This window comes from Tissierella pigra (genome assembly GCF_018917845.1).
Lineage (GTDB): Bacteria > Bacillota > Clostridia > Tissierellales > Tissierellaceae > Tissierella > Tissierella pigra.
The window spans coordinates 1,052,552-1,078,196 of sequence record NZ_JAHLPJ010000001.1 but is presented as its reverse complement, the minus strand read 5'-3'; the positions used below and the strand labels follow the sequence as shown (position 1 = coordinate 1,078,196).

The following is a 25,645-nucleotide window of genomic DNA, read 5'->3' as shown; positions in this document are numbered from 1 at the left end:
CAAGTTAATAACTTAGTTATTGATGTGATTACTTACGTTGTTTGCAATACTTCTTATACTGATAAATGAAAAATCAAACACATCCTTTTCATCAAAGTGAATATTATATTTTTCTTCTAGATAGAAAAATATAAACAATAGTTCCGTAGGTCTAAAATAAAAAGGTTGGCTAAATAAACATCTTTCTTCATTGTTTTTTACATCATCTAACGATATATTAAATAAATTTGACACTATCTTACAAACATCATTTAATATAGTCTCCATAAAATCCCCCTATCCCAATTGTTCTATTATATCCTGAAATAAATTTTCTAAATCTTTTTCCATAAAAACATTAAATACTTTAAAGTTTAAATCTTTATTCAGATTACCAATTATATCATTTATCTTTGATTCATTACTAAAAATAACCTCTACCTTACTTGCCCTATTAATCATTGGTATATCTAGTTCACAATTTGATATATGTAAAGCATCTATTGCGCTGTTAAATTGTCTGTCAAAAATAGACGACAATTCCTTAAAATATCTACTATCTATTAATTCTGGAGTTGAAGCACATATAAAGTAATCACTTTTTATTGCCTGAGATATCATAAATGCATAACTACCAAATGAGTTTTCAAAATACTTATTATATCTAATCATACCAAATGGTATTTGAATTATTATTACATGTGGTTTTATTAACTCTACACATGCTCTAATATAATTATTAAGCTCCATTATTCTATCCTCAATGGATAACCCATTATTTATGAAGTTTTTAGGAAACGTAAGACAATCAAATAATTTTCCAGAATTATCTGCCATGATACAACATGCTCTATATCCATTTTCTTTAAATTTTTGCTTTAAAGAAATAGTAATGTAATTATTATCGACAATATCGAAAACCCCACCTACATATATCACTGGAATATTTGGTATAAAGAAAGATAATCTATTTTCTTTTATCCTTGTTAGATATGAATCTATCTTTAAATTTTTTGTAGTTAACAAGTCAATATATTTGCTATACTCTAAAAGGTGTTTATTTTCTTCATCTAACTTTAGTGATGAAATTATTCTTTTGTTTGTTTTAATTGCTTTTTGCAGAACATCTTTTGTTCCTTCATTTATTGGATCACCAATATATCCCTCGGGTATAAATAAAAGATCAACTTCTTCTAATAGTTCATCTGAGTATTTTAATACTGATACATCAGATTTCTTTCTGTTTACTGAAAAAGCTATGTCTTTTCCTATTAGACCAGTTCCATCTTCTGTTGCTACTATAATATTAAATTTATTTTCAACTAATAGTTTTACTATTGAAAAAGCCTTATAAGAAAATGGATAAATTAAAATTTTATCATCCTTTGTCAACATATAATCACCTTCTCTAAGAATATTTTTTCTATAATAGATTATCATACCTAATTTCATTTAATATTTCCATATCTACCAATTTATCATGGAAAGAATCTCTACACCTATTACATGATTCCTTAAGAATATCTTTGCTTATTGAAGCACATTCATATGCCTTAGCACACAATGAACAATGTCTAAATGCAAAACAATTTTTACATGTATCTTCATTAGATTTGGCAACATTTAAAATTCTTAGTGCCCTTTCCAAATCTATTCCGTTCTGAATATTTCCAAGATGGTTTTTTTCTATTATTTCACTAACACGTTCGCACGGAAGCATCTTTCCCTCTGCATTTACCATCAGCCTTTGTTTTCCAGGCAGACAAGGGCCACTTGGAGCATATACTTTACCTAATCTTACACTATTAGTAAGACCTTCTAAAACCTCCGTACATTGCATTAGATAATTGCTTAGTAAATAGAATTTATCTTTCAAATTTACTCTTCCCAGCATATGTAAATAACTAAGAAATGAATAGTAATCGTACGACTCAATAAATTCAAGTGACACTTGATTTTTATTCACTAATGAACTATCATCAACAATGCTACTCATAACCCGAACACTTTTAAGAAACTCAAATTCATCAAAAACCTTAATGTAATTCTCAAATGTAGCACTTGGGTCTAAAACCATGTTAATACATAAATTAGAAAATAAATTTTGATAATATTTACTAATATTTTCAATATTTGTTATGACAGATTCAAAAACACTTCCTTTCCCATTAGCAAATTTCCTATTTCTATCATTTATTGTCTTGGTTCCATCAAGGCTAATAACTAAATTAAAATTATTATCATTTAAATATCTTGCCTTTTCATCATCCAACAACGTTGCATTTGTTGTCATATGAAAGTTTCGACCTTTACCTTTAAATACTTGATTTACATAGTCAACACATTTTTTTAGTAACTCGAACTCCAATAATGGCTCACCACCATAAAAATTAATCGTAATTTGTTGTGAATCTACAGATTTCTCTATATAATAGTCTATACTTTGTTTCGCTAAATCCCATGACATTTTATTTGCACTGTTGTGCACTCTCTCTGTACCATTATTAGAAGTATAGTTGCAATAACTACAACGTAAATTACAAGACTGTGTTAATTGTAATATTAGCATATCAGTTTGACGTTCTAAGTATAAACCCAAACTATCAGTAGTTGGATGTTTTATTTCTTTTACCCTATTATCTGATAAGTACCCCCCTTCTTTTAAATCCTTTAGTTTGTCCTCTAATTCATTATTAATATCAATCTTATTAGAACCAGACATCATATTGTTTAAATATTGATATAAGCTGTGTTCAATTCTTACATTTTCATTTTTATTTACATCGTAAAAATAATAATTTTTAGGTGTTTTAAAAAGATGAATAAATGGTTTCATACACACTCTCCTCCAAAATGCTCATAATTGTATAACAAAAACACATTATATTTGATTTATAAATATAATGTTATATTACTTTCTAAAATAGCTATTAATGTTTTTTCCTATGATTTGAATGATTTGAAAAGTTTTATATCTTTTTGAAATTATATAAGCTTTTTAGATTGTTGTTCATGAACTGTTTATCCTAATTGTAACACATATCAGATGGTAATTTAAAAACTTTTTCCACTATTTTTGCCCATATTTCTACATATTCTTACACCATTACCTATAAAGGATAATGAAAAAGATATAAAATAGATGGTTTTTCTCAGCTCTTTCATAGTATTACCTCCATTATAATTATTATTTTCTGTTGCTACTATACATGTCTATATACCCTATTTTCTTAATATATTTATTAATGCTAATAATAAATTTGAATACTAAGCTATAAAATTTATTTATATTTTTCTTAGAAACAACCTAAGATTTAATTACATAATTCTTAACGGGGTATATATTATCAAATATTATTGGAATACTTTCTCCTAACCAATAATCACTGTCTTCAGAGTATACAACCTGAATATGAAGATGGGGTATTATTGAGTAACCTGAGTTACCCACCTCCCCAAGATAATCACCTATTTCTAGATTTTGACCAAGATTTACTACAATAGTATCTTTTTTAAAATGATATAAAGATATATAATAATTGTTGCTTCTAATAATAATTTGATTTCCTGTATTATTAGGGAATCTACTATGTGGAATATTATCATCTAGATTTCCCATTACTTTTACTACCTGACCTGCTATGGGACTATATACTTTTTCTCCATAAATATTGTAAGCCTTATTATAAGATGACAGTAGATTACCTTTTTGAAAGCCACATTTGTTTAACTTAATCAAATCTACAGCAAATCGCATAGAATAGTAATTTTTTATGTTTTTTCTTTTCCATCCATAATAATGATAATTAGTAAAATATGACTTTTTACCGTCTCCACCATCAATAACTAAAAATCTACCATTTTTAAAAGGGAATGTTAAATCAAAACAATTTTTCTTTTTCCTTTTACTTAAAATAATATTAATATCAATTATGGTAAAAACTATAATAAAAATAATCCTTCTGAAACTATTTATCAAATCACTTAATTGCCCAAATGTAATATCTTGAATAAATATAATTCTATAGATAATTAAAAAAGTACCAATTATTATAAAAAAGCTATATACATATCTCAAATAAAAACTAGTATATCCCCAATAGAAAAATGAAAAATGAAAAAAGAACATTACTAGTACATATATAACCAATAAAATATATTCACTTACTGTGTCATACCTTACAGTAAAAATCATATATATTAATTCACATGGTAATATTATCTGACAATATAGGTTAGCCAAAAAAATAATTACTTTATTAGATACCATAGTATCACCCCATAGCCTATTTATATTTAGGAAACAGAAGGTTCCAATACTTTAATTATATAATAATATTGAATATTCTAAATCTAACTAAGGTCATATTTTTATATTACTAAAGTAATATAAAAGCTATGATTAATTAATCATAGCTTTTTCCGTCCTTAATAAGTAATGCCAATTGAGTTCTATCTCTTAAATCTAATTTATCTAATATTTTAGTTATATGATTTTTCACAGTTCCTTCTGCTATATACAAAGTTTTTGCTATTTCCTTATTGGATTTTCCTTCTCCAATTAATAGAGATATTTCATATTCCTTCTTAGTCAGGTCTTTAAATATATCTTCATTTCTATTATTTTGTATGGTTCTATTATTTCCTATAGACCCTAATATTCTCTTAGCAACATCAGGCTGTAAAAGTACATTTCCTTTATAAACTGTTTCTATTGAGCCAACCAACTCTTGGGAGGATATATCCTTTAACAAGTATCCGTCTGCACCATTTTTTAGTCCTTCAAATATGTACTCATCTTCATTAAAAGTAGTTAGTATTAATATTTTTATATCTGGATAATTTTCTTTTATTATCTTTGTAGCCTCTACTCCATTCATTATAGGCATTCGTATATCCATTAAAATTAAGTCTACTTCTTTATATTTTAATGCTTCTATGGCTTCCTTTCCATTAATAGCCTCGTCTACTACAAATATATTATCATAAATCCCTAGCATCATTCTAAGACCTTCTCGTATTAGACTTTGATCATCTACGATTAAAACTCTGATCATGGTGATTCTCTCCTTTCAGAATATTCAATACCTCCGATTTTGGGTCAACAAAATCGGAGGTATTATTATGCTAAATATATTACAATACCTACAAAATGTAACACAGAAGCCGCCAATACAAATAGATGCCATATTGCATGATTATAGGGAATTTTTTTTGTACTATAGAATATAGTTCCCAGTGTATAAAGTAGTCCTCCTCCCAATATCCACATGAAAAATCCTAAAGAAGCCATTCTAATAATTGGCTTTATTGTAAATACTGCTATCCATCCCATACCTATATACATAATTAGAGATACTGCTTTAAACTTATCAAATTTTCCAAAGGTAAATATTTTAAATACAACTCCTAGTATAGCTATGGACCATACTGAAATCAATATTCCAACTCTCAATGCTCCTGTCATAGTAAGAAGTGCTATTGGGGTATATGTTCCTGCTATAAATAAAAATATAGATGAATGGTCAAATACACGAAGTATTTGTTTTGCCTTTTCATAAGGAATACTATGGTACAATGTAGATGCCAGATACATTAAAATTAAGCATGAACCATAAATACTAAATGCAACTATAGAAATCGTTTGTCTTTTTTGTATAGATAACATCAATAATACAACTAAAGATACTATACCAAACAACACCCCTAATCCATGGGTTATACCATTGGCTATTTCCTCTTTCACTGTATACTTCTTGCTTAACAATTGAACTAGATTTTCATTTTTCATACTTTCACCTATCCTTTCTTAAAAGCCTTATTTTTTATTCTCCTTGGTCTGTTAAAATTATTGGTCCATCTTTTGTAATTCCTAAGGTATGTTCATATTGGGCTGATAGTTTTCCGTCCACTGTTCTTGCTGTCCACTCATTATCATCTATTTTCATATGGTATGTTCCCATATTAATCATTGGCTCTATGGTTATAACCATACCTTCTACAAGTCTTTGCCCTCTACCTGGTACTCCATAATGAGGTACTTGAGGGTCTTCGTGCATATTTTTCCCAATTCCATGACCTACAAAATCCCTAACTACAGAGTAACCCTGGGATTCTACAAAAGATTGTATAGCATGGCCTATATCTCCTAGTCGATTTCCTACTACAGCTTTTTCTATTCCTTTATATAGGGCTTCTTTCGTTATATCCAACAACTTCCTTGCTTCATCAGATATATCGCCTACAGCATAGGACCAAGCAGAATCTGCAAGCCATCCATTTAAGTTCACTACCATATCAATAGTTACTATATCCCCATCCTTCAATGGCTCTACCCTAGGATACCCGTGGCAGATTTCATCATTTATAGATGCACAAGTTGCATAAGGATAACCATGATAGCCCTTTTGCTCTGGATATGCTCCACGTTCTTCTAAATACTTTTCTACAAATTTATCGATTTCCATAGTAGATATTCCAGGTTTTATCATCTTAGCTATTTCTTTATGTAGATTGGCTAATATCTCTCCTGCTTTTTTCATATTTTCCATTTGTTCCTGTGTTTTTAATATAATCATATAATCTCCCTTTCTTTTCTATATAAATTATTATTTCACCTATTTATTAATTTTATAAAATCTTTATTCTCATGCAGATTTATAAAATCTTTATCTGTCTTTATATATTCTATTATACTTGGTAATAAAACTACAGCTTTTCTTAAATCACTAATAGCTTTTCTATCATTATTCAATAAAGAATAACAACAAGCTCTATTATAGTATAAATCATGTGCATCTGGATTATGATTTATTCCTTCTGTCAATATATCTATTGTTTCTCTATATTTATTTTCCTCTATATAAATTGCAGATACGTTTAAAAATGAATAGGAGTATTCAGGATTAATATCTATAACCTTATAATAATACTCTAAAGCTTTTTTATTATCTCCCAATGCCTTTGAAACAACTCCCATATTAAATAATGCTTTATAGTATTCAGGCTCTAAATCTAAACTTTTTTGTATAAATTCTAATGCCTTGTTATATTGTCCTAATTCTTCATATATAGATCCTATATTATTATAACTTATATAGTCATTAGGTGCCAATTCAATTACCTTGTTATAATACTCAATAGCTTTATCCTTATTACCTTTTTCATCAAATATATTTGCAGAATAATAGTATGCTCTATCATAATTCGGGTCTATATCTATAGCTTTATGATAGTATACTAATGCCTTATCAAAATCATTCATCTTTTCATATATCATCGCCATACCATAATAAGCTCCTGCTTCCTTTGGATTAATTTTTATTATGTTTGCATAAGTATATAAAGACTTTTCCATATAATCCAGTTCATCGTATATTTCAGCAATATTATATAATATTGACGTATATTCTCCTATTTCCTCTGTAAATTCTAATGCTCTTCTATAAAAACTAATTGCCTTTTCTTTATCATTGTTTAAATAAAAGTTTTCTGCCAATAAAATATAATTATATTGTTTATTATTGTTGGTTATTTTACTCAATAAACCCACCTCTCAAGTTATATACTACTTATAGTCTACCACATTTTATACTAAAAAAAATAGAGGAATTATTATTCCTCTATTTTTAATGCCCTTATTGAGTTTAATATGGCTATAATAGATACACCAACATCTGCAAATACAGCCTCCCACATAGTAGCCATTCCCATAGCCCCCAGTACTAAAACTACTATTTTCAATCCCAATGCTAATACAATATTTTGAGTAACTATTTTTTTAGTGTTTCTGGCTATTTTAATTCCTGTGGCAATTTTTCCTACTTCATCTGTCATAATAACTATATCTGAGGCTTCTATGGCAGCATCTGAGCCTAGACCTCCCATGGCTATACCTACATCTGCTCTAGCAAGAACTGGTGCATCATTTACTCCATCACCTACAAAAACTACTTTCCCCTTGCTATCTCTAACTATGTCTTCAAATTTGTTTACTTTATCTTGTGGAAGAAGATTTCCATATACTTTATTTAAGCCCACTAGCTCTCCTACTTTTTCAGCAGTACTTTCATTGTCTCCTGAAAGCATAATAGTTCTTTTGATTCCTAAAGACTTTAATTTTTTAATATCTTCCACTACATTATCTTTTAATTCATCAGATACAATAATTGTTCCTATATGCTTATTACTCTTTCCTATATATACTACAGTACCTATGGAATCACTTTCTTTTACCTTTATACCCTTTTCATCAAAGATTTTTTTATTTCCCAGTATAATTTCTTTTCCATCTATAGATACTTCTATACCTTTTCCAGCTATTTCTTTATATGATTTTATATATTCCTTGTTTATCTCTTTATTATATGCTTCTAATATTGATTTACCAATAGGATGATTTGAATGGCTTTCTCCATAAGCTGCTAATTCCAATATTTCTTCCTTTGAATATTCTCCATAAGAAATTATTTCTGTCACTTTAAATGTCCCTTTAGTAATAGTTCCTGTTTTATCAAATACTATTGTATCTACTCCAGTTAAAGCCTCTAAATAATTTCCACCTTTTACAAGTATTCCAGCCTTAGATGAGCCACCTATTCCTCCAAAGAAACCTAGTGGAATAGATATAACCAAAGCACAAGGACAGGATATAACTAAGAATACACAAGCGCTATATGCCCACTCCCTTAAATCTCCACCCATAAATACAGTAGGTATTATGGCTATGGCTAATGCTGCAAACACCACTATAGGTGTATAATATCTAGCAAACTTTGTAATAAATTTTTCTGTTGGTGCCTTCTTACTTGAGGCATTTTCCACTAAATCAAGTATCTTGGATACTGTAGACTCTCCAAATTTCTTTGTTACTTTAATTTTTAATAATCCATGATTATTTACAGTTCCAGATAAAACATTATCATTAATTCCTACATTTCTTGGAACAGATTCTCCAGTTATATTTGAAGTATCTAAGGAAGATTCTCCTTCTACTACAATTCCATCTAGAGGAACTTTCTCACCTGGTCTTACGATCACAATATCACCAATATTTACTTCATTAGGATCTACTACTATTATCTTTCCATTTCTCTCTAAATTAGCTGAATCTGGACGTATATCCAATAATGAAGATATGGACTTTCTTGAATGATTAACTGCCATTCCTTGAAACATTTCTCCAACTTGATAGAATAACATAACTGCAACGCCTTCTGGATATTCTCCTATTACAAAGGCACCTATGGTAGCTATGGTCGTTAAAAAATTTTCGTCAAAAGGTATTCCTGCCAATATGTTTTTAACTGCAATTAAAATAACTTCATGACCTACTATAATATAAGAAAGAACATAAACCATCAGCCTTGGTGTTCCCTCTAATTTTAAAAGATAAGGAAGTATAAATAATAATCCACCTATAGCTAACTTTATGATTTCCTTTTTACTTGTTTCCCCACCATGGTCATGGCCACAACAGCCATCACTATGTTCATGATTGTGATCATGGCTTTCTGCCTTATCTATTACTTTCACATGAGGTTCCAGTTTATTTACTATTCTTTTTATTTCCTCTGTTATTATGGCTGCTTTTTCATCTTCCCTTACATTTACCTTTAATTTTTTAGACACAAAATCTAAGTTGGCAGTTTCAACTCCGTCTAATTCATTAGACAATTTTTCTATTTTTCCTGCACAACCAGCACAATTTAGACCGTTTAATTCCAATTCAATCTGCTTCATATTTCCTGTCCCCCTATATTACATATTAACATATGAACAATCATTCATATGTTAATATAATTATATGACGGGATTTAATTTTTGTCAATAGAAAAAAGCACTTTTCAGTGCTTTTATTATAGCTTAAATTCTCCTATATATTTGTAGTGCGTATTTTCGTCTTCTACTGTCATATCCTTAATTAACTCCCATTTGCTATTTATTCCAATGGAATTAGCCAAGTATTCAAAATAATACATTACTATTCCTGCATCCATAAGACTTGGTTTTTCTTTATCATTATATTTAATTAATAAACTTACTCTGTCTTTTTTAAGTAAAAATCTCCATGGTTGATTATTAAAAGCTGATGGTGCAAATCTTATATAATAAAACAAGTCATCTAATCCTCTATTTTCCAATTCGTCTGCTTTTGGAGAATTTCCTATTTTATCAACAAAAACTAAGTCTTCCACACCGATTCTATGGCTAATAGACTCATTTATAAAAGGATTTCTTGGTTTTCCATATCCTATGGCTAAGATATAGTTAATTTTACCTATTATTTCTCCAAATATCTTCTCTTTTTGTCCTTCATCTGCATCTCCTATACTAACCCAGCAAGTATCAATACCTAAAGAGTTTAGTTTAGTTATTATCTTCTCCATATAATATGCACCATATATAATGGTATCCTCTTGATTATTTATTAGTTCCAGACCTATATAATGGGGACTTTCAATCATAACTCCTGAATATCCGCCAATCCCCTTTAGCTCCTTATATAAATTTTCACCATATTCATATAATCTAAATCTTATATATCCACTGCCATCATCATTTTCTATTGAGTTTAAATAGGATTTAAGTTCAGCTAATACATCTACATCTATTTTTTTGTTTTTAAATTCTCTTATAGATTTCCTTTCCCTTAAAAAATTAGTCATTAACATATAAAAAACCCCCTTAGATAATATAAATCTATGAAATATATACCACTTTTATAGTTTTTTAATCTATCATTTTAGCCCTAGAGCTTCTGCTATATTATATACAAATTCTAATAAATAAAAATGTACTAGAATAGATGTAAAACAACCAACAAACATACCTGCCGCTACATCTGTAGGATAATGAACTCCTAAATATATTCTAGAAACTCCAACCACCATGGCAATGATAAAGACTAATATGGATAATCTAGGTATATTTAGAGCTATGGTTACCGCCATGGAAAAACTTGCAGTAGTATGACCTGATGGGAAGGAATAGTCTTTTAAATCTATACCAAAGGTATTTAAATGTTCTATAATATTATATGGTCTTTCTCTACTTAGAAGCATCTTTAAAGTATGAACTATAATTTGGCTAATAGCCAAAACTCCTAAAAGTTCAAAACCCATAAGCTTTATATGACTGCTTCCTATTAGTATTAAAACTACTACTAAAAGAGAAGAAAATATTACTCCCCCTAGGTTTGTAGCTCTAGACATTATAGTATCTAAGTATTTGTGGCTCATTTTTATATTAATTAAATTTATAAGAAAATCATCAAACTTTTTCAATTTATCTTTCATATCTTCACCTCTGTGAACTTTACTAAATTTACTATATTAAATTATTATTACCCAGATGTTTATAATTTTATAGACTTATATAATTATACTACTTATATATTTTTTATGTTAGAATATAAATGATTATTAGAAAAGTAGGTGTAGAGATGAATTTAAGTATGGAACAGCAAAATGCAGTAAAACATTTAGAAGGTCCTGCTTTAGTATTAGCCGTACCAGGTGCAGGTAAGACTACAGTTCTAATCCATAGAACTGCTAATTTAATTTTAAATCATAAAATAAATCCGAAACGAATCTTATCCATAACCTTTAGTAAGGCATCTGCTAGGGATATGAAGTCAAGATTTGATAGTTTTTTTGGATATACCTCTATTCCCATTGAATTTTCCACGATTCATAGCTTTTGTTTTAGCTTAATTAGAGAATATGCTTATATTAATAAAATTAAATATACTTTAATTGAAGGTGAAAAGGAAGAATTAAATAAATTTAATTTAATAAAAAAAATATATCTTGATATAAATCACCAATATATTACTGAAGAAAAATTAGAATCTTTACTAAATGCCATAGGGTATATTAAAAATATGATGATTACAGTAGATGAGTTCTTAAAAAACAATAAAACTGATATTGAAAATTTAAAAACCATATACAATACATATGAAAAACATAAAAGAGACAATAACTTAATCGATTTCGATGATATGCTAACTTTATCTTTAGAAATCCTTACAGAAAACAAACATATATTAAACAATTATCGTAGTAAATATGACTTTTTACAAGTAGATGAAGGGCAAGATACTTCAAAGGTTCAAATGGAAATAATAAAGTTAATATCAAAGCCTAAAGATAATTTATTTATAGTAGCAGATGATGACCAGTCCATATATGGATTTAGAGGCGCATATCCAAAGGGTTTGCTTAATTTCAATAATATTTACCCTAAGGGTAAATTATTTTTTATGGAGGATAATTATAGATCTTCCCAAAACATTGTATCAGTATGTAATGAATTTATTAAGAAAAACAAATTACGTTATAATAAAAATATTAAAACCTATAATAAATTTATTGAACCTATTAATATAGTAAAAGTTAATTCTATTAGCCAACAATATAAATATATAATAGATGATTTAAAAGACAGAGAATTATCTAAATGCTGCATTTTATATAGGAATAATCTGTCTTCCATAGGACTTATAGAATTTTTTGAAAGAAATCAAATTCCATTTTATATGCGTGATATTAAAGTTAAGTTTTTTAACCACTGGCTTATACAAGATATAATAAACTTTATTATATTTTCTGGTGATACAAGTAATATGAATATATATGAAAATATTTATTATAAAAAGAGAGGATATATATCTAAAAAACAAATTAACTATGCTAAGACTCTTAATTATAACCTTTCAGTATTTGATAGAATAATGGATTTTCCTGGTCTATCAAATTTTTATAAATCAACTCTTATGGATTTAAAATTAGACTTTAAAAAGCTTTCCAAACTAAGTCCATCTGAAGCAATTAGATTCATAGAGTATGATTTAGAGTATGAAAGGTATCTGAAGGAAAATTCCATGAGGTTTGGATATACTTATGATTCCTTAAAAACTATATTATACTATTTAAAACTTATAGCAAATAATACTGAAAATCTAAATGAGTTATTAAATAGACTAAGATATTTAGACAATTTGTGCAGAAGTTCTCCTAATACAAAAAATTCAGTAACACTATCCACAGTTCATTCTGCCAAAGGTTTAGAGTTTGACAGAGTGTATATGATAGATCTTATAGACGGTGATTTTCCTTCTTCTTCAAGTGTTGATGCTTCTGAAAAAGGAAAATATGAATTAATAGAAGAGGAGAGAAGATTGTTCTATGTGGGAATGAGCAGAGCAAAACATCATCTATCTTTAATTACCCCCCATAATATAGGAGATAAATCTGTTTCTCCATCACGATTTTTATTAGAATTACAGAACAAAAAAGCTTAATATAGCCATTTAAAACTTTTTCCTAAATTTATGAGTAAAATTTAATTTATTTGTAATACTATATATGAAAAAGTAAATTTTATATAAGGAGGGAATTTACAATGGCTAAAAATAAGAACAATTCAAAAAGAAATCAAGACAAAAACCAAGATAGAAACCAAGAACAAAATCAAAACAATAATGATAACAGAGAACAAAACAAAAACGATGATAGATAATGTCACTAATAAATAAAGATCCCTTTTAAAGGGATCTTTATTTACTCATTTAATTCTTTTATATCTAAAGTTTCAACTTCAAACGCTTCATCTTTTTTTATACCAAAATGACCTGATTCATAAGGCTTATCTTCAACAGTTATATATACCTTTTCCACATCATAAAACTTACCCAATGTATTTACTACAGATTTTAAAATCTCCATTTCAAAAGAAGAACCTACATTCATTTCTTCTATCAATTCTTTAGAAAAATCTACTTCTAAAGTCCAAGCATCTCTATTTAAGTGAATCTTATTTATATTAGTATTTTTTGAAATTGGAGATATTAATTTATTACTTGGTGGATTTTTCATTATATTTTCTAAAATGTTTTCAATATTATCATTTGTACCAAATTCTATATTTTCTTTAACATATTCGGTAGAAATATCATCAGATGTTGGATAATAAGCTAATATTTCCATTTCTTGTTTTTTAGTATTTACCTCTTCCAATAAGGTTTTTACTTCCATCTCTCCATCTATATAAATTCTTGCAACCAATCCAACACCTTTTGCATAATAGTCTTTATTAGTTCTGCCTTCTCCAAAATCTGTAGTTACTTCTAAAGTATTATAGGTTCCTGCAGGGGTTTCCATTTGCTTATCTAGACTAGTAATCTTAACTGTATTACCCTGATCATCTTTCCAAGTGTTATTAAGTTCTAAGGGCTCTTTTAATATGATGTTTTGGCTATTTGTATTGGCATTTAACATATTTTCAATATGATAAAATTCGCCTTCTCCAAATACCTCTGTTAGTTCACCATTTTTGTATTCCAAAACCTTTACAAATACTGTTCCAGGATTCATAATTTTTATTTGCATTTTTTTATTCTCAATGAATTCTACAAATACCTGCTGTTCTGCATATTCATTTCCTATGCCTTCATAGCTCATAACAAGGTTTTCTTTAAAAGGATAATAGTCCTCTATTGTTAAAATATCCTTATTTAATTTGTCATCTTCTTTAGATACATTTGCATTATTTTGTTCTTTAGATATAACCCTTTTACATCCGAATAAAGAAATTGTCATTACTAATGCTAATAATAAATAAAAAGTCCTTTTCATATTATCACTCCTATATTTAAATTATTCATTCTTAATTCATATAGATTATATCCCCTTTTATTTTTATTATAATATATTTTATTAAAAAAGTCGTTACGATAGAGTTACAAAATTTCTTTAAGTCTGTAGATAACTAACATTGACCATAATAAAAACATGATTCTACTGTTTAAAATATAAATAACTCCTAAAATTAAAGTATGTCTACATCTGGATTTAGTTTGTATATTACATTTTTTCTCTCTACTATTATGGATATTTTTTGTGATAATTCTTTATCTTCTCTTATGGCAAGAAATAAAGGCTTATTTGGGTTTATTGCTATTGGATTTCCTACCATCCTAAGCATTGATAAATCTCCTGTAGTATCTCCATAGGCATAGCTTCTATCTAACCCGACATTATATTTTTCAATAAGGTCCCTTAAGACTTTTTGCTTACTTTCTGAATCCCACATTCTAATTATTTCACCTGTAAATTTATTTTCTTCATCTACCTTATATACTGTTCCTTTATATTCAGTAGCACCGTATTTTTCTGCCATCTTTGATACTAAAAAATCGGGACTTCCAGAAATAAAAAATACCTTATGCCCTTGATCTTTATGCCATTCTATTTGATCTCTAGAATATTTATATACCATATCACCGTTAACATTGATTACCTGACTTGCTATAAATTCTATATAGGTTTTATTTACTCCTCTTAATTCTTGAATATATACATCTGCCAATGTTTCTAAATAAAGCTCAAAGTCTCCAAATCTTTTTTCCCATTCTTCATAGACTTTCTTTACTTTTGTATACCAAATAGCAGGGTCTATAACTTCATATTTATTGAGTTTCTTAAAATGTTCAATCATCAAAGAATTTCTAAATATTGTACCATCAATATCAAAAAATGCAGCTATATTTTTCATAATATCATCCTTACTTTTTTTATTATTATATAAGTTATACCCAATTAGCATTAAATCATTCCATAAAAAAATCGGCACTTAATCAGTACCGATTTCTTTCTTTTGATTTTATATTATTTAATTAAATCACCGTTTTTGTTACATTACCCATAATCTAAATATAACAACAATTACTGCAAAAGAAAGAGCTAATATGGCTACAAAGGGAAATATTACTTGATATGCAGCAATAATCATAGCCAATATGTCTTTCCAAGATACCTCAACATCGTCTACAGTATTCTTGTTTGTTGGAGCTTCAGTTCTATTGCTATATGGATCAGTAAACATAATATCCCTCCAATAACCTTATTATATCTTAAATTAAACCAAATGACAAGCCACAAAATGTCCTGGTTTAGCTTCCTTAAACTCTGGTACTTCAGTCTTACATTTATCCATAGCATAAGGACATCTTGTATGGAAACGACATCCTAATGGTGGATTTGCAGGACTTGGTATATCTCCCTTTAATATAATTCTTTTTTTCTTATATGTTGGATCTGCAATTGGTATAGCAGATAAAAGAGCCTGTGTATATGGATGTAGTGGCTCTGCATATAAGTCATCCTTTGGCGCTAACTCAACTAAGCTACCTAAGTACATTACACCTATACGGTCACTAATATGTTTTACTACAGATAAGTCATGGGATATAAATAGATATGTTAAACCCATTTCCTCCTGTAAATCCATAAGTAAGTTTATTACCTGTGATTGGATTGAAACGTCAAGAGCAGATACTGGTTCATCACATACTATAAATTCTGGATTTAAAGCTAACGCACGAGCAATACCTATTCTTTGTCTTTGTCCTCCACTAAACTCATGTGGATACCTTCTTATATGATATGGTGCTAATCCACATTTTTGTATAACATCACTTACTATTTCATTAACTTCTTTACCTTTCTTCGCAAGACCATGCTCCACTAAAGCCTCACCACATATTTGTGATACTGTTTTACGTGGATTTAATGAACTGTATGGGTCTTGGAATACTATTTGCATTTTAGTACGTAATTTTATCATTTCATCTTTTGGTAATCCATATATTTCACGACCATCATAATATACTTCACCATCAGTTTTTTCTAATAATCTAAGTAAAGTACGTCCTGTAGTTGATTTACCACAGCCTGACTCTCCAACTATACCCAAGGTTTCCCCTTTTTTAATGGTGAATGAAACATCTTCTACAGCTTTAACATGTCCTATGGTTTTCTTTAAAAATCCACCTTTTATAGGGAAGTATTTCTTCAGATTTTTAACTTCTAACAAGTCATTAGTTTCTATAAGTTTTTCTGCCATCTATTTCTCCCCTCCCTCTTTTTCATGCAGCCAGCAACGTATCTTTCGGTTGTCGCCAAATTTATTTAACTCTGGCATTTTCTCCTTACAGATATCCATTGCATGTGAGCATCTTGGGTGGAAAGCACATCCTTTAGGCATTGCCAATGGATTAGGTACTGCTCCAGGAATAACATCTAATCTCTTTGCATTACCATCTAAGCTGGGTTTTGATTTCATAAGACCTATGGTATAAGGATGTTTTGGGTCTTTAAATAAATCTATTACATCTGCCTCTTCAACAACTCTACCTGCATACATTACTATAACATGATCTGACATTTCTGCTACAACTCCAAGGTCATGAGTAATAAGCATTATAGCTGTATTTAGTTTTTCCTTTAAATCTTTCATAAGTTCAATGATTTGTGCTTGAATAGTTACATCTAAAGCTGTAGTAGGTTCGTCAGCTATTAATAGCTTTGGATTACAAGATAGTGCCATGGCAATCATAGCACGTTGCCTCATACCCCCAGAAAATTGGTGAGGATATTCGTCTACTGCTTGTTCTGCTCTAGGTATACCTACTAATTTTAACATTTGGACACATCTTTCCTTTGCTGCCTTTTTGTCCAATTTTTGATGAAGCATTATTGCCTCAGAAATTTGTTTTCCTATGGTGAAAACAGGATTTAATGAAGTCATAGGCTCTTGGAAAATCATTGCTATATCATTTCCTCTTATACTCTGCATTTCCGATTCTGTAGCCTTAACTAAATCCTTGCCTTCAAATAATATTTCTCCACCTACAATTCTGCCAGGAGGATTTGGAACTAATCGTAAAATAGATACGGACGTAACAGACTTACCACATCCAGATTCTCCTACTATACCTAGAGTTTGTCCAGGTTCTAATTCAAAGTCAACTCCATCTACAGCTGGTACTATTCCGTCCTCTGTAAAGAAATGAGTCTGTAAATTTTTCACTTCTAATAAGTATTTCATATAATCACCCCTAGCTTATTGTTTTAGTCTTGGATCTAGAGCATCTCTTAGTCCATCACCTAGTAAGTTCAAGCTTATTACTGCAAGGAAAATTATTATTCCAGGTGGAACCCATTGCCACCAACGATTCTTAAGTACATATTGACTCTGTGCATCATACATCATATTTCCCCATGTTGGTGTAGGAGGCGCAACTCCTAACCCTAAGAAACTTAAAGCCGATTCAGTAAGTATAGCAGATGCTATACCAGTTGTTGCTGATACTATAATTGAAGCCATTGTATTTGGTATTAAGTGAGAAACAATTTTTTTAAAGTCACCAATTCCTAATGCTGTGGCAGCTTCCATAAATTCTCTTTCCCTTAAAGATAATATCTCTGCCCTTACAATCCTAGCAATTCCAGGCCATCCTAAAATCGCCAATACAATCATTATATTGTATATACTTGGTCCTAATACTGCTACGAAAGTAATAGCTATAGGTAAAAATGGTAAACAGGAGAAAATATCTGCTATTCTCATTATAACATTGTCTATGCCTTTACCATAATATCCAGCTATACCTCCAAGTATAACCCCTATTAATATTCTTAGTGATGTTGATACAAATCCTACAGTTAAAGATATTCTACCACCATAGGCTAACCTCGTTAACATATCTCTTCCCAGTGAATCTGTACCTAAAAGATGCTCGCTACTAGGAGGAGCATTTGTATTGGCTAAATTAGTAATATCTCTCGGAATACCTGTTATAAAAGGTGCAAATATTGCTGCTAAAGATAAAATTGTAATTACAACTAAACCTATCATAGCAAGTTTATTTTTTCTAAGACGTCTCCCTACAATTGTCCAGGGACTCTCCACTTTACTGCTGGTGGCTAGATTTTCTTCTTGATTTTCATTTATTTGTCCTTTTTCTTTTATCATCAAATCTCACCCCTAATCTAATCTAATTCTTGGGTCTACTAAGGCATAAGAAATATCTGCCAATAAGTTCCCTAATAGAGTAAATATAGCTAAGAATAAGTTTGTCCCCATCAACACTGGATAATCCCTTTGCATAACTGCTTGATGTTGTAATTTACCCATTCCTGGCAATGCAAACATGATTTCAGTAATTACTGCTCCTGAAAATAGAGTTGGTAAAGTAAATCCTAATAAAGTAATAACTGGTATTAAAGCGTTTCTTAAAGCATGTTTATATATAACAACTCTTTCTTTTAAACCTTTTGCTCTTGCAGTTCTTATATAGTCTTGTCTAACTACTTCTAGCATACTGGAACGAGTATATCTCATAAGTCCACCTGCTCCAGTTAATCCAAGAACAATCAATGGTATAAATGTATGTCTTAAATAGTCCATCATCCTAGCAAACCCAGTATACATTGCCCCTGGTGTTTCTATTCCAGATAGTGGAAATAGTCTGAGATCTATAGCAAGCCATTTTTTAAGTAATAGGGCTAAGAAGAAAGCTGGTATTGAAATTCCTGCTAAAGCAAATACTGTACCTGCATAATCAAAAACTGAATATTGTTTAGTCGCCGAAATAACACCAATAGGTATTGCAATAATAATACTAATAATTAGTGAACCAAAAGCTATGTAAAATGTTGGCCATAATCTTTCAGCTATTAATTTTTCTACAGGTTGTTTTAATTGAAATGAAAATCCAAAGTTCCCTTGTAAAGCATTTTTAACATAATCTATATATTGTAATACGGGACTCTTGTTCAATCCATGAGCCTCTTTAAGAGCCTCTAGTGTCTCTTTAGTCATATTAGGGTCCTGAGTGTAACTAGCAAGTGGATCTCCTGGTGCAAGTTGTATTATGGAGAATACCAATATACTTACACCTATAAGTATGGGAATTTGCTGTAACAAACGTCTGGTAATGAATCTACCCATTTATATTCCTCCTTATCAAAATAGTTTTAACTTAATATAGCCTAGTCGAGCTAGGCTATATTAAGTTTGTTATTTTTATGACTTTGAAAACTTATATTATTGTGCTATTTCTATTAAATGACCGTCTCTTGACCAGTAAATAAATTCTGATGGGTTAAAGTTTTTAACTCTCTTATTTACTAACCATGGACTCATTCTTATATAAATATATAGGTATGGAAGTTCTTCATTAAACTCTCTTGCTAACTCTTGATAAATTTCTTTACGCTTAGTTTCATCAAACTCAACTACTCCATCTTTCATTAACTGCTCTATCTTTTCATTGTCAAAGTATCCTCTATTGTTTCCTGGAGGGAATAAAGTTTTAGAGTATACACCTGACATATCTGGGTCTGCTCCTAATCCCCAAGCCATGTTCCACATATCATATTTGTCTTTATTTCCTGGATCAGAAATCAATGTTGATAAGGAGTTGAAGTCCATTAGTACGATTTCACAATCAACACCAATTTGTTTCCATTGTTCAGCTGCTAAAGCAGTTATCTTAGTTGACCAAAGAGCTTCTTGGTATGAGTGCCATTTAAATGCTAATTTCTTACCATCTTTTTCTCTTATACCGTCTGCTCCAAGCTTCCAGCCTGATGCTTCAAGTAATTCAATAGCTTTATCTTTATTATATTCATATAAATTAAGTTGGCTTTCATCTGGATAAGCCCATGATACTGGAGAAATAGGTGTATGAGCTACGAAACCACCTTTATCACCAAAGAAGGATTCAATAAATCCTTTTCTATCAAGACCATATGCTAGTGCTTGTCTAACGTTTTTATCTTGGAATATTGGATTAGTAAAGTTAAATCCAGCATATGCGTAACCATTGTTCATATTGTTAATTAATGTACCATGTTTGTAAGCATCACCTTCGATTGTTTCATAGTTTTCTATAGAACCTTCGAAGTTAACAGCATCAATTGCACCTATTTCAAATTCTGATAATTCGTCAACATTAGCTATAACTTTCCAAATTATACCGTCAAGCTTTGGAGCGCCTTGCCAGTAATCTGGGTTTGCCTCTAACTCTACATATTGCTCAGCTTCATATTTTTTAAGTTTGAAAGCTCCGTTTCCTATAGGGTCACGATTTAGAGCTGCCATTTCATCTGCAGTCTTATCACCGTAGTAGTGCTTTGGTATTGGCATTATAGCCAAACCTCTAAGGGTAGTAGCTTTAGCTTGTTCTACAGTAATTTCTACTGTATATTTATCTAATGCTTTAACACCTTCAGCTGTTTCAGCATTACCTGCTTTAACATCTTTAGCACCAACGATGTCTTGCATTACTAGAGTATATCCTCTACCTTTGTAATCTGGTGCAAATATAGCATTGAAAGTAAATACAACGTCATCAGCTGTAACTTCAACGCCATCATGCCATTTTATCCCTTCTCTTAGATTAAAAGTATATTTTAATCCATCATCTGATACAGTATAATCTTTAACCAATGCACCTTCAGTTGTAAGTGCACCATTTTTTTCAACGTTTAGTAGTGAATTGAACATTAACTCAATCATATAATAGTCATAAGTAGCTGAGTATGTAATTGGGTTAAATATTCCGTCTGGACTTGTTCCACCAACTGTTAACACATTTCCTCTTTCAGAACCTGGATAAACTTCCTTTGGTTCATCTTTGTTACTATCATCAGCTACATCAGGTGGAGTATCCACTGCTGTATCTTTAGGTTTACAACCAGCTAGGAATGCTGATAGTACTAAAGTCAAAACTAATAGAAAAATAATACTTTTTTTCATCATTGTTTTCATTCCCCCTTGTAATTATTATATTTTAAAAAGCTAATATGGTTTCCCATATTACTTTTCAAAAACAACGTAGCGTAATACTTTGAAATGTAATCATTAAAATAATTATTTATATTTTAATACATTTTACAGATAATTTCAATAGTTTTTTAAAATCTAACTTTTTTGTTTAGAATCTATATTCTATATACTCTTTATATACTTGAAATTTATATACTTACTAAATGTTTTTTCAAAATATAAGCTTAATAAATAATATGCTTTACAATGAAATTTATTAATACAAGTTCAATAGAATTTTTTAATTTGTATTAATATATAGTATATATTCTTTCACGGAATAGTCAAGCAATTCTTTATAAATTTAAAATTTAAAATATAGAATATAGTAAATAATTGAATCAAAAATTAAAAAAGATTGTTTCAAAATGGTTAATTTAAGGGTATTAATATTTTCCTATTTATATTCCTTTTTTGGAATATTTAAACTAGATAAAAAAGGGGATGTTTCATAACTGATAAATCAGTTATGAAACTCCTCTTTCCCTATATCAAAGTTGATAACTAAGTTATATAAATCTCTATAAATATAAAATATACTCTCTCTAGATTAATTTATGGTACAAGAAATAAAGCTTAGATCTTTCTAAACTTTTTTATTTATATTATTTTTCCTTCCTAAATTATTTCTTTATATCTAACAAAACCTAATTTGTCTGCCTTTATTTTACTACTTAGTTTTCTTATATTTATTGCAACACTTAGTAGCTTTATTTCTGAAACAACTTTTTCCATACCTCTATGTTTAAATCTTAAATATTGCATTCTTGATTTTATATATGAAAATACTCCTTCTGCCTGAATTGAACGATTAAGCCTTTCTGTAATTCCTTCTTCTGTTATTATATTTTTTTCTGACTCTTTTCTTAATTCTTCAAATCTTTCAGAAACATATATGCGTTTCAATCCAGTCTTGTTTTTCATATCTATGCAATCACTAGAATATGTACAATTTAGACAGTCATTGCATAGATAAACCTTAGACTCACTTTTAAATCCATATTTATTTTTTCTATATATTATCTTTTCAAATTTAAGCTTTTTATTATTATGACAAAGATAATGTTCTTCTGCTTTACAGTAAGTCATATTCTCTTTTCTTGATATGTCATTTCTATATTTTCTTGTCTTTTTCACTTCATAATTTAAGGGTTTTATGAATGGGTTTATTTTCTTTTCTCTTAGGTAAAGATAATTTTCTTCACTTTCATAGCCTGAGTCTGCTACAATTCTATTTATTTTTGTATCATATTTTTTTAAAAGTTTATCCATAAAAGGAGTTAAGGTTCTAACATCTGTAGGATTACTAAATCCCTCTATGTCTACAATATACCCACCATTCGTTGCACATTGAATATTGTAAGCAAGTTTTAAAGGACCATTTTTCATATGATCATCTTTTAATCTCATGAAAGTTGCATCTTTATCTGTTTTTGAATAGCTATTTCTTTCACCAAGTATATTTAAATGTTTTTCATATATATTTAGCTTATCAAGCCACTCTTCCAACATTTCATATTTCTTTTGTTCTTCTAATTTTCGCTTCCCTTTACCATAAGCAAATACTATATTTTTTGATTTGCAAATGTTTCTTATGTTATTGAACTCAAGTAAAACAAGCTTTTTACAATCTTCACTAGATAAATTTTTATTAATTCCGAAGTATTCTAGTATTTTCTGCATTAGTTTCTCTTGATATTTAAGTATAGATTTTTTCCACACAAATGTGTATTTATTAGCATTTGCTTCAATTTTCGTTCCGTCTATGTATATACTTTTTAAATCTATTTCTCCTTGTTCTACTAGCAGATTTACTAGTTGATGTAATATTTCATCCATGAAGGAATATATCTTATTCCTAAATCTATTGATGGCTACATGATCAGGGGGTTTTCCATTATCTAAAAGCCATCTGAATCTAAGATCATACTTACAGGCATCTTCAACATCTCTAGCTGAATATTTTCTATTTATGTATGCAAAAACTAGAATTTTCAACATGGTCTTTGATTCTACAACTGGCTTTCTACCTTTATTAGAGTAGGCACTATCTAAAAACTTTAAATTCATCCCCTCAATAATATTGTGCACCAGGAAAACCTCATCATCCATATCAAAATTATTAGTCAAATCAAAACTAAAAGTTAGTTGCATTTTTTTGATTTTTGCTTTATGATTAACTTTAGTATGTATATTCATAGCAGATAAATCATACTAAAAAAGAGTTCAGAGAGCAATCGCTTTCTGAACTCTTTTTCTTTTATTAAGGGTTATTTATTTTGAAACAGCCCCTTTTTTAGATGGAAAAAGTGGTTTCAGAAGTAAAGTTATTAAGTGTTTCAATAAGTATAAGAAAACTAAGTAGTAAAATAAAGGCAGATAAATTAGATTTTGTTAGATATAAAGAAGCAATTTAGAAAGCAAAATAATATAAATAAAAAAAGTTTAGAAAAATCTAATCTTTATTTCATACACCCTAAATTAATCTAGAAAAAATATATTTAATATTTATATAAATTTATATAACTTAGTTCTCAACTTTGATATAAAAAAAGAGTTATTTCATAACTGATAAATCAGTTATGAAATAACTCTTTTTTTATATAATGCACCTTCAGGGACTCGAACCCTGGGCCCACTGATTAAGAGTCAGTTGCTCTACCATCTGAGCTAAAGGTGCAAATCTAATTAACATTATCATTATACTACTATAGTTTATATTTGTCTATAGTAGTATAAAAAAAGCTAAATAAAAATTCTAGAGAAGTCAAACATATGTGACACAGACCTCTGAAAAATTTTCTCTGAATAATGCTGTGGTTTTCTTAAATTGCTAGTAATTATTTTGTCAAGGAGGAAAGCGATAGCGATCCTTGATTAAATAATTATTAGTAATACCATCTTAAGCAGCATTTTTAGAGAAGTACTCCTCAACTATTTCATTTGGCGTCTTAAAGTTAAGAATTTTCCTTGCTATGTTATTGTATTTGTTACTATATCTTCTAAATGACTTCTCCATTTCTTTATAGCTACTAAACCGTCTTCTGCTGTAGAATAATTCATTATCTATCCTATGACTACGCTCTACTATACCATTTTGCCATGGTGAATATGGACGAATACGTTTGTGTTTTATATCTAGCTTTTCTAAATACTTTTCAAATCTAGTTTTCTTATTTGTAATATCTTGATCATTAACAAATTCGATTCCATTATCAGTTTGAACCAATTCAACTTTAAATCCTAATTTATCTTCTAATCGTGTTAAAAAGTTAGATGTACTATATGTGCTAAGTTCATTAACTAATTCTAAATATCTCTTTCTTGAATATTCATCAATAGCTGTTATTTGGTAGTATCTGCTATGATTACTTGCAAAGCCAATACATTCATTTGGAACATACTTTACATCTATTTGTACTCTTTCCCCTGGATAAGTAGCAAGGTTTTTATGATAGTTAGATTTAGGATAGCTCACTCTTTTCTTTGCTACATTTAATTTCATTTTTCTTATCTGTCTACACATAGAATCATAGGTTCTTTTATACCCTGCATCTCTTAACTTACGATATATCTGTGCATAACCTTCATGCTGATGGTATCGATGCTTATATCTTATTAAATCTAACTCTTCTTGAGTATGTTGATTAGGATGTGACTTTGGTCTTGTACTTCTATTGGCCAAGGATTTTACATCACCATCATATCTTTTTCTCCAGCGTTGAACTTGCTGACGGCTGGTATGGTATTTTCTAGCTGCCTTAGCATTATTATCATGTTTAATTGCATATTTAACTACCCTTTGACGAAATCTCATCTCTTCTGTTATAATTGTTTTCATAAGGAAAGATCCCTCCGATTTTTGTTTGTTATGGTAAACAACATTATATCAGAGGTCTTTCCTTTTTTCATATTTACTTGTCACAAATGTATTGTCTCATATCAAGTATAAAAAAAGCTAAATAAAAATTTATTTAGCTTTCTATTT

General features: G+C 29.3%; 22 protein-coding genes and 1 tRNA gene. 1 reads left to right on the top strand and 22 read right to left on the bottom strand.

What is annotated here, in order from left to right:
- Positions 1-12: 12 nt before the first annotated feature.
- From KQI41_RS05320 to KQI41_RS05270, 11 genes are all read right to left on the bottom strand, one after another.
- Positions 13-267, bottom strand: coding sequence for a hypothetical protein (locus tag KQI41_RS05320; RefSeq protein WP_154440004.1), 255 nt, complete (start codon positions 265-267; stop codon positions 13-15).
- A gap of 9 nt (positions 268-276) precedes the next feature.
- Entirely contained in the window at positions 277-1,431 is a 1,155-nt protein-coding gene (locus tag KQI41_RS05315; RefSeq protein WP_154440005.1) for a P-loop NTPase family protein, read from the bottom strand.
- Positions 1,403-2,815, bottom strand: coding sequence for a radical SAM protein (locus KQI41_RS05310; protein WP_154440006.1), 1,413 nt, complete (start codon positions 2,813-2,815; stop codon positions 1,403-1,405). Before KQI41_RS05310 ends, KQI41_RS05315 begins: the two co-directional genes overlap by 29 nt.
- Before the next feature lie 471 nt (positions 2,816-3,286).
- Entirely contained in the window at positions 3,287-4,249 is a 963-nt protein-coding gene (locus KQI41_RS05305; protein ID WP_154440007.1) for a M23 family metallopeptidase, read from the bottom strand.
- A 136-nt stretch (positions 4,250-4,385) separates the two neighbouring features.
- Positions 4,386-5,036, bottom strand: a complete 651-nt coding sequence (locus tag KQI41_RS05300; RefSeq protein WP_154440008.1) for a response regulator transcription factor — start codon at positions 5,034-5,036, stop codon at positions 4,386-4,388.
- A 65-nt stretch (positions 5,037-5,101) separates the two neighbouring features.
- Positions 5,102-5,770 carry a PAQR family membrane homeostasis protein TrhA gene (gene trhA, locus KQI41_RS05295; RefSeq protein ID WP_154440009.1) on the bottom strand — a complete coding sequence of 223 codons (669 nt, stop codon included), beginning with the start codon at positions 5,768-5,770 and terminating at the stop codon, positions 5,102-5,104.
- Between the two features lie 34 nt (positions 5,771-5,804).
- Positions 5,805-6,557, bottom strand: coding sequence for a type I methionyl aminopeptidase (gene map, locus KQI41_RS05290; protein ID WP_154440010.1), 753 nt, complete (start codon positions 6,555-6,557; stop codon positions 5,805-5,807).
- Between the two features lie 35 nt (positions 6,558-6,592).
- Positions 6,593-7,531: a tetratricopeptide repeat protein gene (locus KQI41_RS05285; RefSeq protein ID WP_216584969.1), complete on the bottom strand. Its 939-nt coding sequence runs from the start codon at positions 7,529-7,531 to the stop codon at positions 6,593-6,595.
- A 62-nt stretch (positions 7,532-7,593) separates the two neighbouring features.
- The gene (locus KQI41_RS05280) at positions 7,594-9,720 is read right to left on the bottom strand and encodes a heavy metal translocating P-type ATPase (protein WP_154440012.1); all 2,127 of its coding nucleotides are present in this window, start codon (positions 9,718-9,720) and stop codon (positions 7,594-7,596) included.
- Positions 9,721-9,836: 116 nt separating this feature from the next.
- Positions 9,837-10,652: a nitroreductase family protein gene (locus KQI41_RS05275; protein WP_154440013.1), complete on the bottom strand. Its 816-nt coding sequence runs from the start codon at positions 10,650-10,652 to the stop codon at positions 9,837-9,839.
- Between the two features lie 66 nt (positions 10,653-10,718).
- Entirely contained in the window at positions 10,719-11,276 is a 558-nt protein-coding gene (locus tag KQI41_RS05270) for a phosphatase PAP2 family protein (RefSeq protein WP_216584968.1), read from the bottom strand.
- Between the two features lie 146 nt (positions 11,277-11,422).
- Here KQI41_RS05270 and KQI41_RS05265 point away from each other — a divergent pair, with 146 nt between their 5' ends.
- Positions 11,423-13,285, top strand: a complete 1,863-nt coding sequence (locus tag KQI41_RS05265) for an ATP-dependent helicase (RefSeq protein ID WP_216584967.1) — start codon at positions 11,423-11,425, stop codon at positions 13,283-13,285.
- 259 nt (positions 13,286-13,544) lie between these two features.
- Here the strand turns inward: KQI41_RS05265 and KQI41_RS05260 are convergent, their stop codons facing one another.
- The 11 genes from KQI41_RS05260 to KQI41_RS05210 all read right to left on the bottom strand — a co-directional run bounded on the left by KQI41_RS05260 (position 13,545) and on the right by KQI41_RS05210 (position 25,498).
- Complete coding sequence (locus tag KQI41_RS05260; protein WP_216584966.1) at positions 13,545-14,618, bottom strand: GerMN domain-containing protein; 1,074 nt, start codon at positions 14,616-14,618, stop codon at positions 13,545-13,547.
- A gap of 193 nt (positions 14,619-14,811) precedes the next feature.
- Positions 14,812-15,537, bottom strand: coding sequence for an HAD family hydrolase (locus KQI41_RS05255; RefSeq protein WP_216584965.1), 726 nt, complete (start codon positions 15,535-15,537; stop codon positions 14,812-14,814).
- Between the two features lie 138 nt (positions 15,538-15,675).
- Positions 15,676-15,867, bottom strand: a complete 192-nt coding sequence (locus tag KQI41_RS05250) for a hypothetical protein (RefSeq protein WP_216584964.1) — start codon at positions 15,865-15,867, stop codon at positions 15,676-15,678.
- A 33-nt stretch (positions 15,868-15,900) separates the two neighbouring features.
- Positions 15,901-16,887 (bottom strand): ABC transporter ATP-binding protein, encoded by a 987-nt coding sequence (locus tag KQI41_RS05245; RefSeq protein WP_154440019.1) that lies wholly within the window; start codon positions 16,885-16,887, stop codon positions 15,901-15,903.
- The gene (locus tag KQI41_RS05240; protein ID WP_216584963.1) at positions 16,888-17,871 is read right to left on the bottom strand and encodes an ABC transporter ATP-binding protein; all 984 of its coding nucleotides are present in this window, start codon (positions 17,869-17,871) and stop codon (positions 16,888-16,890) included.
- 15 nt (positions 17,872-17,886) lie between these two features.
- Positions 17,887-18,798, bottom strand: coding sequence for an oligopeptide ABC transporter permease (gene opp4C / locus KQI41_RS05235; protein WP_154440021.1), 912 nt, complete (start codon positions 18,796-18,798; stop codon positions 17,887-17,889).
- 12 nt (positions 18,799-18,810) lie between these two features.
- Entirely contained in the window at positions 18,811-19,776 is a 966-nt protein-coding gene (locus KQI41_RS05230) for an ABC transporter permease (protein WP_154440022.1), read from the bottom strand.
- A gap of 96 nt (positions 19,777-19,872) precedes the next feature.
- Entirely contained in the window at positions 19,873-21,591 is a 1,719-nt protein-coding gene (locus KQI41_RS05225; protein ID WP_216584962.1) for an ABC transporter substrate-binding protein, read from the bottom strand.
- Between the two features lie 684 nt (positions 21,592-22,275).
- Positions 22,276-23,811, bottom strand: a complete 1,536-nt coding sequence (locus KQI41_RS05220; protein WP_280634075.1) for an IS1182 family transposase — start codon at positions 23,809-23,811, stop codon at positions 22,276-22,278.
- A 453-nt stretch (positions 23,812-24,264) separates the two neighbouring features.
- A tRNA-Lys gene (locus KQI41_RS05215) sits at positions 24,265-24,337 on the bottom strand.
- A gap of 222 nt (positions 24,338-24,559) precedes the next feature.
- On the bottom strand, positions 24,560-25,498 hold the full coding sequence (locus KQI41_RS05210) for a DDE-type integrase/transposase/recombinase (RefSeq protein WP_216584566.1): 939 nt from the start codon (positions 25,496-25,498) through the stop codon (positions 24,560-24,562).
- Positions 25,499-25,645: the final 147 nt, after the last annotated feature.

Bases quoted from the DNA above. Each gene is read 5' to 3' on its own strand.
- KQI41_RS05320 (WP_154440004.1), bottom strand. From the start codon at position 267: ATGGAGACTATATTAAATGATGTTTGTAAGATAGTGTCAAATTTATTT.
- KQI41_RS05315 (WP_154440005.1), bottom strand. From the start codon at position 1,431: ATGAAATTAGGTATGATAATCTATTATAGAAAAAATATTCTTAGAGAA.
- KQI41_RS05310 (WP_154440006.1), bottom strand. From the start codon at position 2,815: ATGAAACCATTTATTCATCTTTTTAAAACACCTAAAAATTATTATTTT.
- KQI41_RS05305 (WP_154440007.1), bottom strand. From the start codon at position 4,249: ATGGTATCTAATAAAGTAATTATTTTTTTGGCTAACCTATATTGTCAG.
- KQI41_RS05300 (WP_154440008.1), bottom strand. From the start codon at position 5,036: ATGATCAGAGTTTTAATCGTAGATGATCAAAGTCTAATACGAGAAGGT.
- trhA (WP_154440009.1), bottom strand. From the start codon at position 5,770: ATGAAAAATGAAAATCTAGTTCAATTGTTAAGCAAGAAGTATACAGTG.
- map (WP_154440010.1), bottom strand. From the start codon at position 6,557: ATGATTATATTAAAAACACAGGAACAAATGGAAAATATGAAAAAAGCA.
- KQI41_RS05280 (WP_154440012.1), bottom strand. From the start codon at position 9,720: ATGAAGCAGATTGAATTGGAATTAAACGGTCTAAATTGTGCTGGTTGT.
- KQI41_RS05275 (WP_154440013.1), bottom strand. From the start codon at position 10,652: ATGTTAATGACTAATTTTTTAAGGGAAAGGAAATCTATAAGAGAATTT.
- KQI41_RS05270 (WP_216584968.1), bottom strand. From the start codon at position 11,276: ATGAAAGATAAATTGAAAAAGTTTGATGATTTTCTTATAAATTTAATT.
- KQI41_RS05265 (WP_216584967.1), top strand. From the start codon at position 11,423: ATGAATTTAAGTATGGAACAGCAAAATGCAGTAAAACATTTAGAAGGT.
- KQI41_RS05260 (WP_216584966.1), bottom strand. From the start codon at position 14,618: ATGAAAAGGACTTTTTATTTATTATTAGCATTAGTAATGACAATTTCT.
- KQI41_RS05255 (WP_216584965.1), bottom strand. From the start codon at position 15,537: ATGAAAAATATAGCTGCATTTTTTGATATTGATGGTACAATATTTAGA.
- KQI41_RS05250 (WP_216584964.1), bottom strand. From the start codon at position 15,867: ATGTTTACTGATCCATATAGCAATAGAACTGAAGCTCCAACAAACAAG.
- KQI41_RS05245 (WP_154440019.1), bottom strand. From the start codon at position 16,887: ATGGCAGAAAAACTTATAGAAACTAATGACTTGTTAGAAGTTAAAAAT.
- KQI41_RS05240 (WP_216584963.1), bottom strand. From the start codon at position 17,871: ATGAAATACTTATTAGAAGTGAAAAATTTACAGACTCATTTCTTTACA.
- opp4C (WP_154440021.1), bottom strand. From the start codon at position 18,798: ATGATAAAAGAAAAAGGACAAATAAATGAAAATCAAGAAGAAAATCTA.
- KQI41_RS05230 (WP_154440022.1), bottom strand. From the start codon at position 19,776: ATGGGTAGATTCATTACCAGACGTTTGTTACAGCAAATTCCCATACTT.
- KQI41_RS05225 (WP_216584962.1), bottom strand. From the start codon at position 21,591: ATGATGAAAAAAAGTATTATTTTTCTATTAGTTTTGACTTTAGTACTA.
- KQI41_RS05220 (WP_280634075.1), bottom strand. From the start codon at position 23,811: ATGCAACTAACTTTTAGTTTTGATTTGACTAATAATTTTGATATGGAT.
- KQI41_RS05210 (WP_216584566.1), bottom strand. From the start codon at position 25,498: ATGAAAACAATTATAACAGAAGAGATGAGATTTCGTCAAAGGGTAGTT.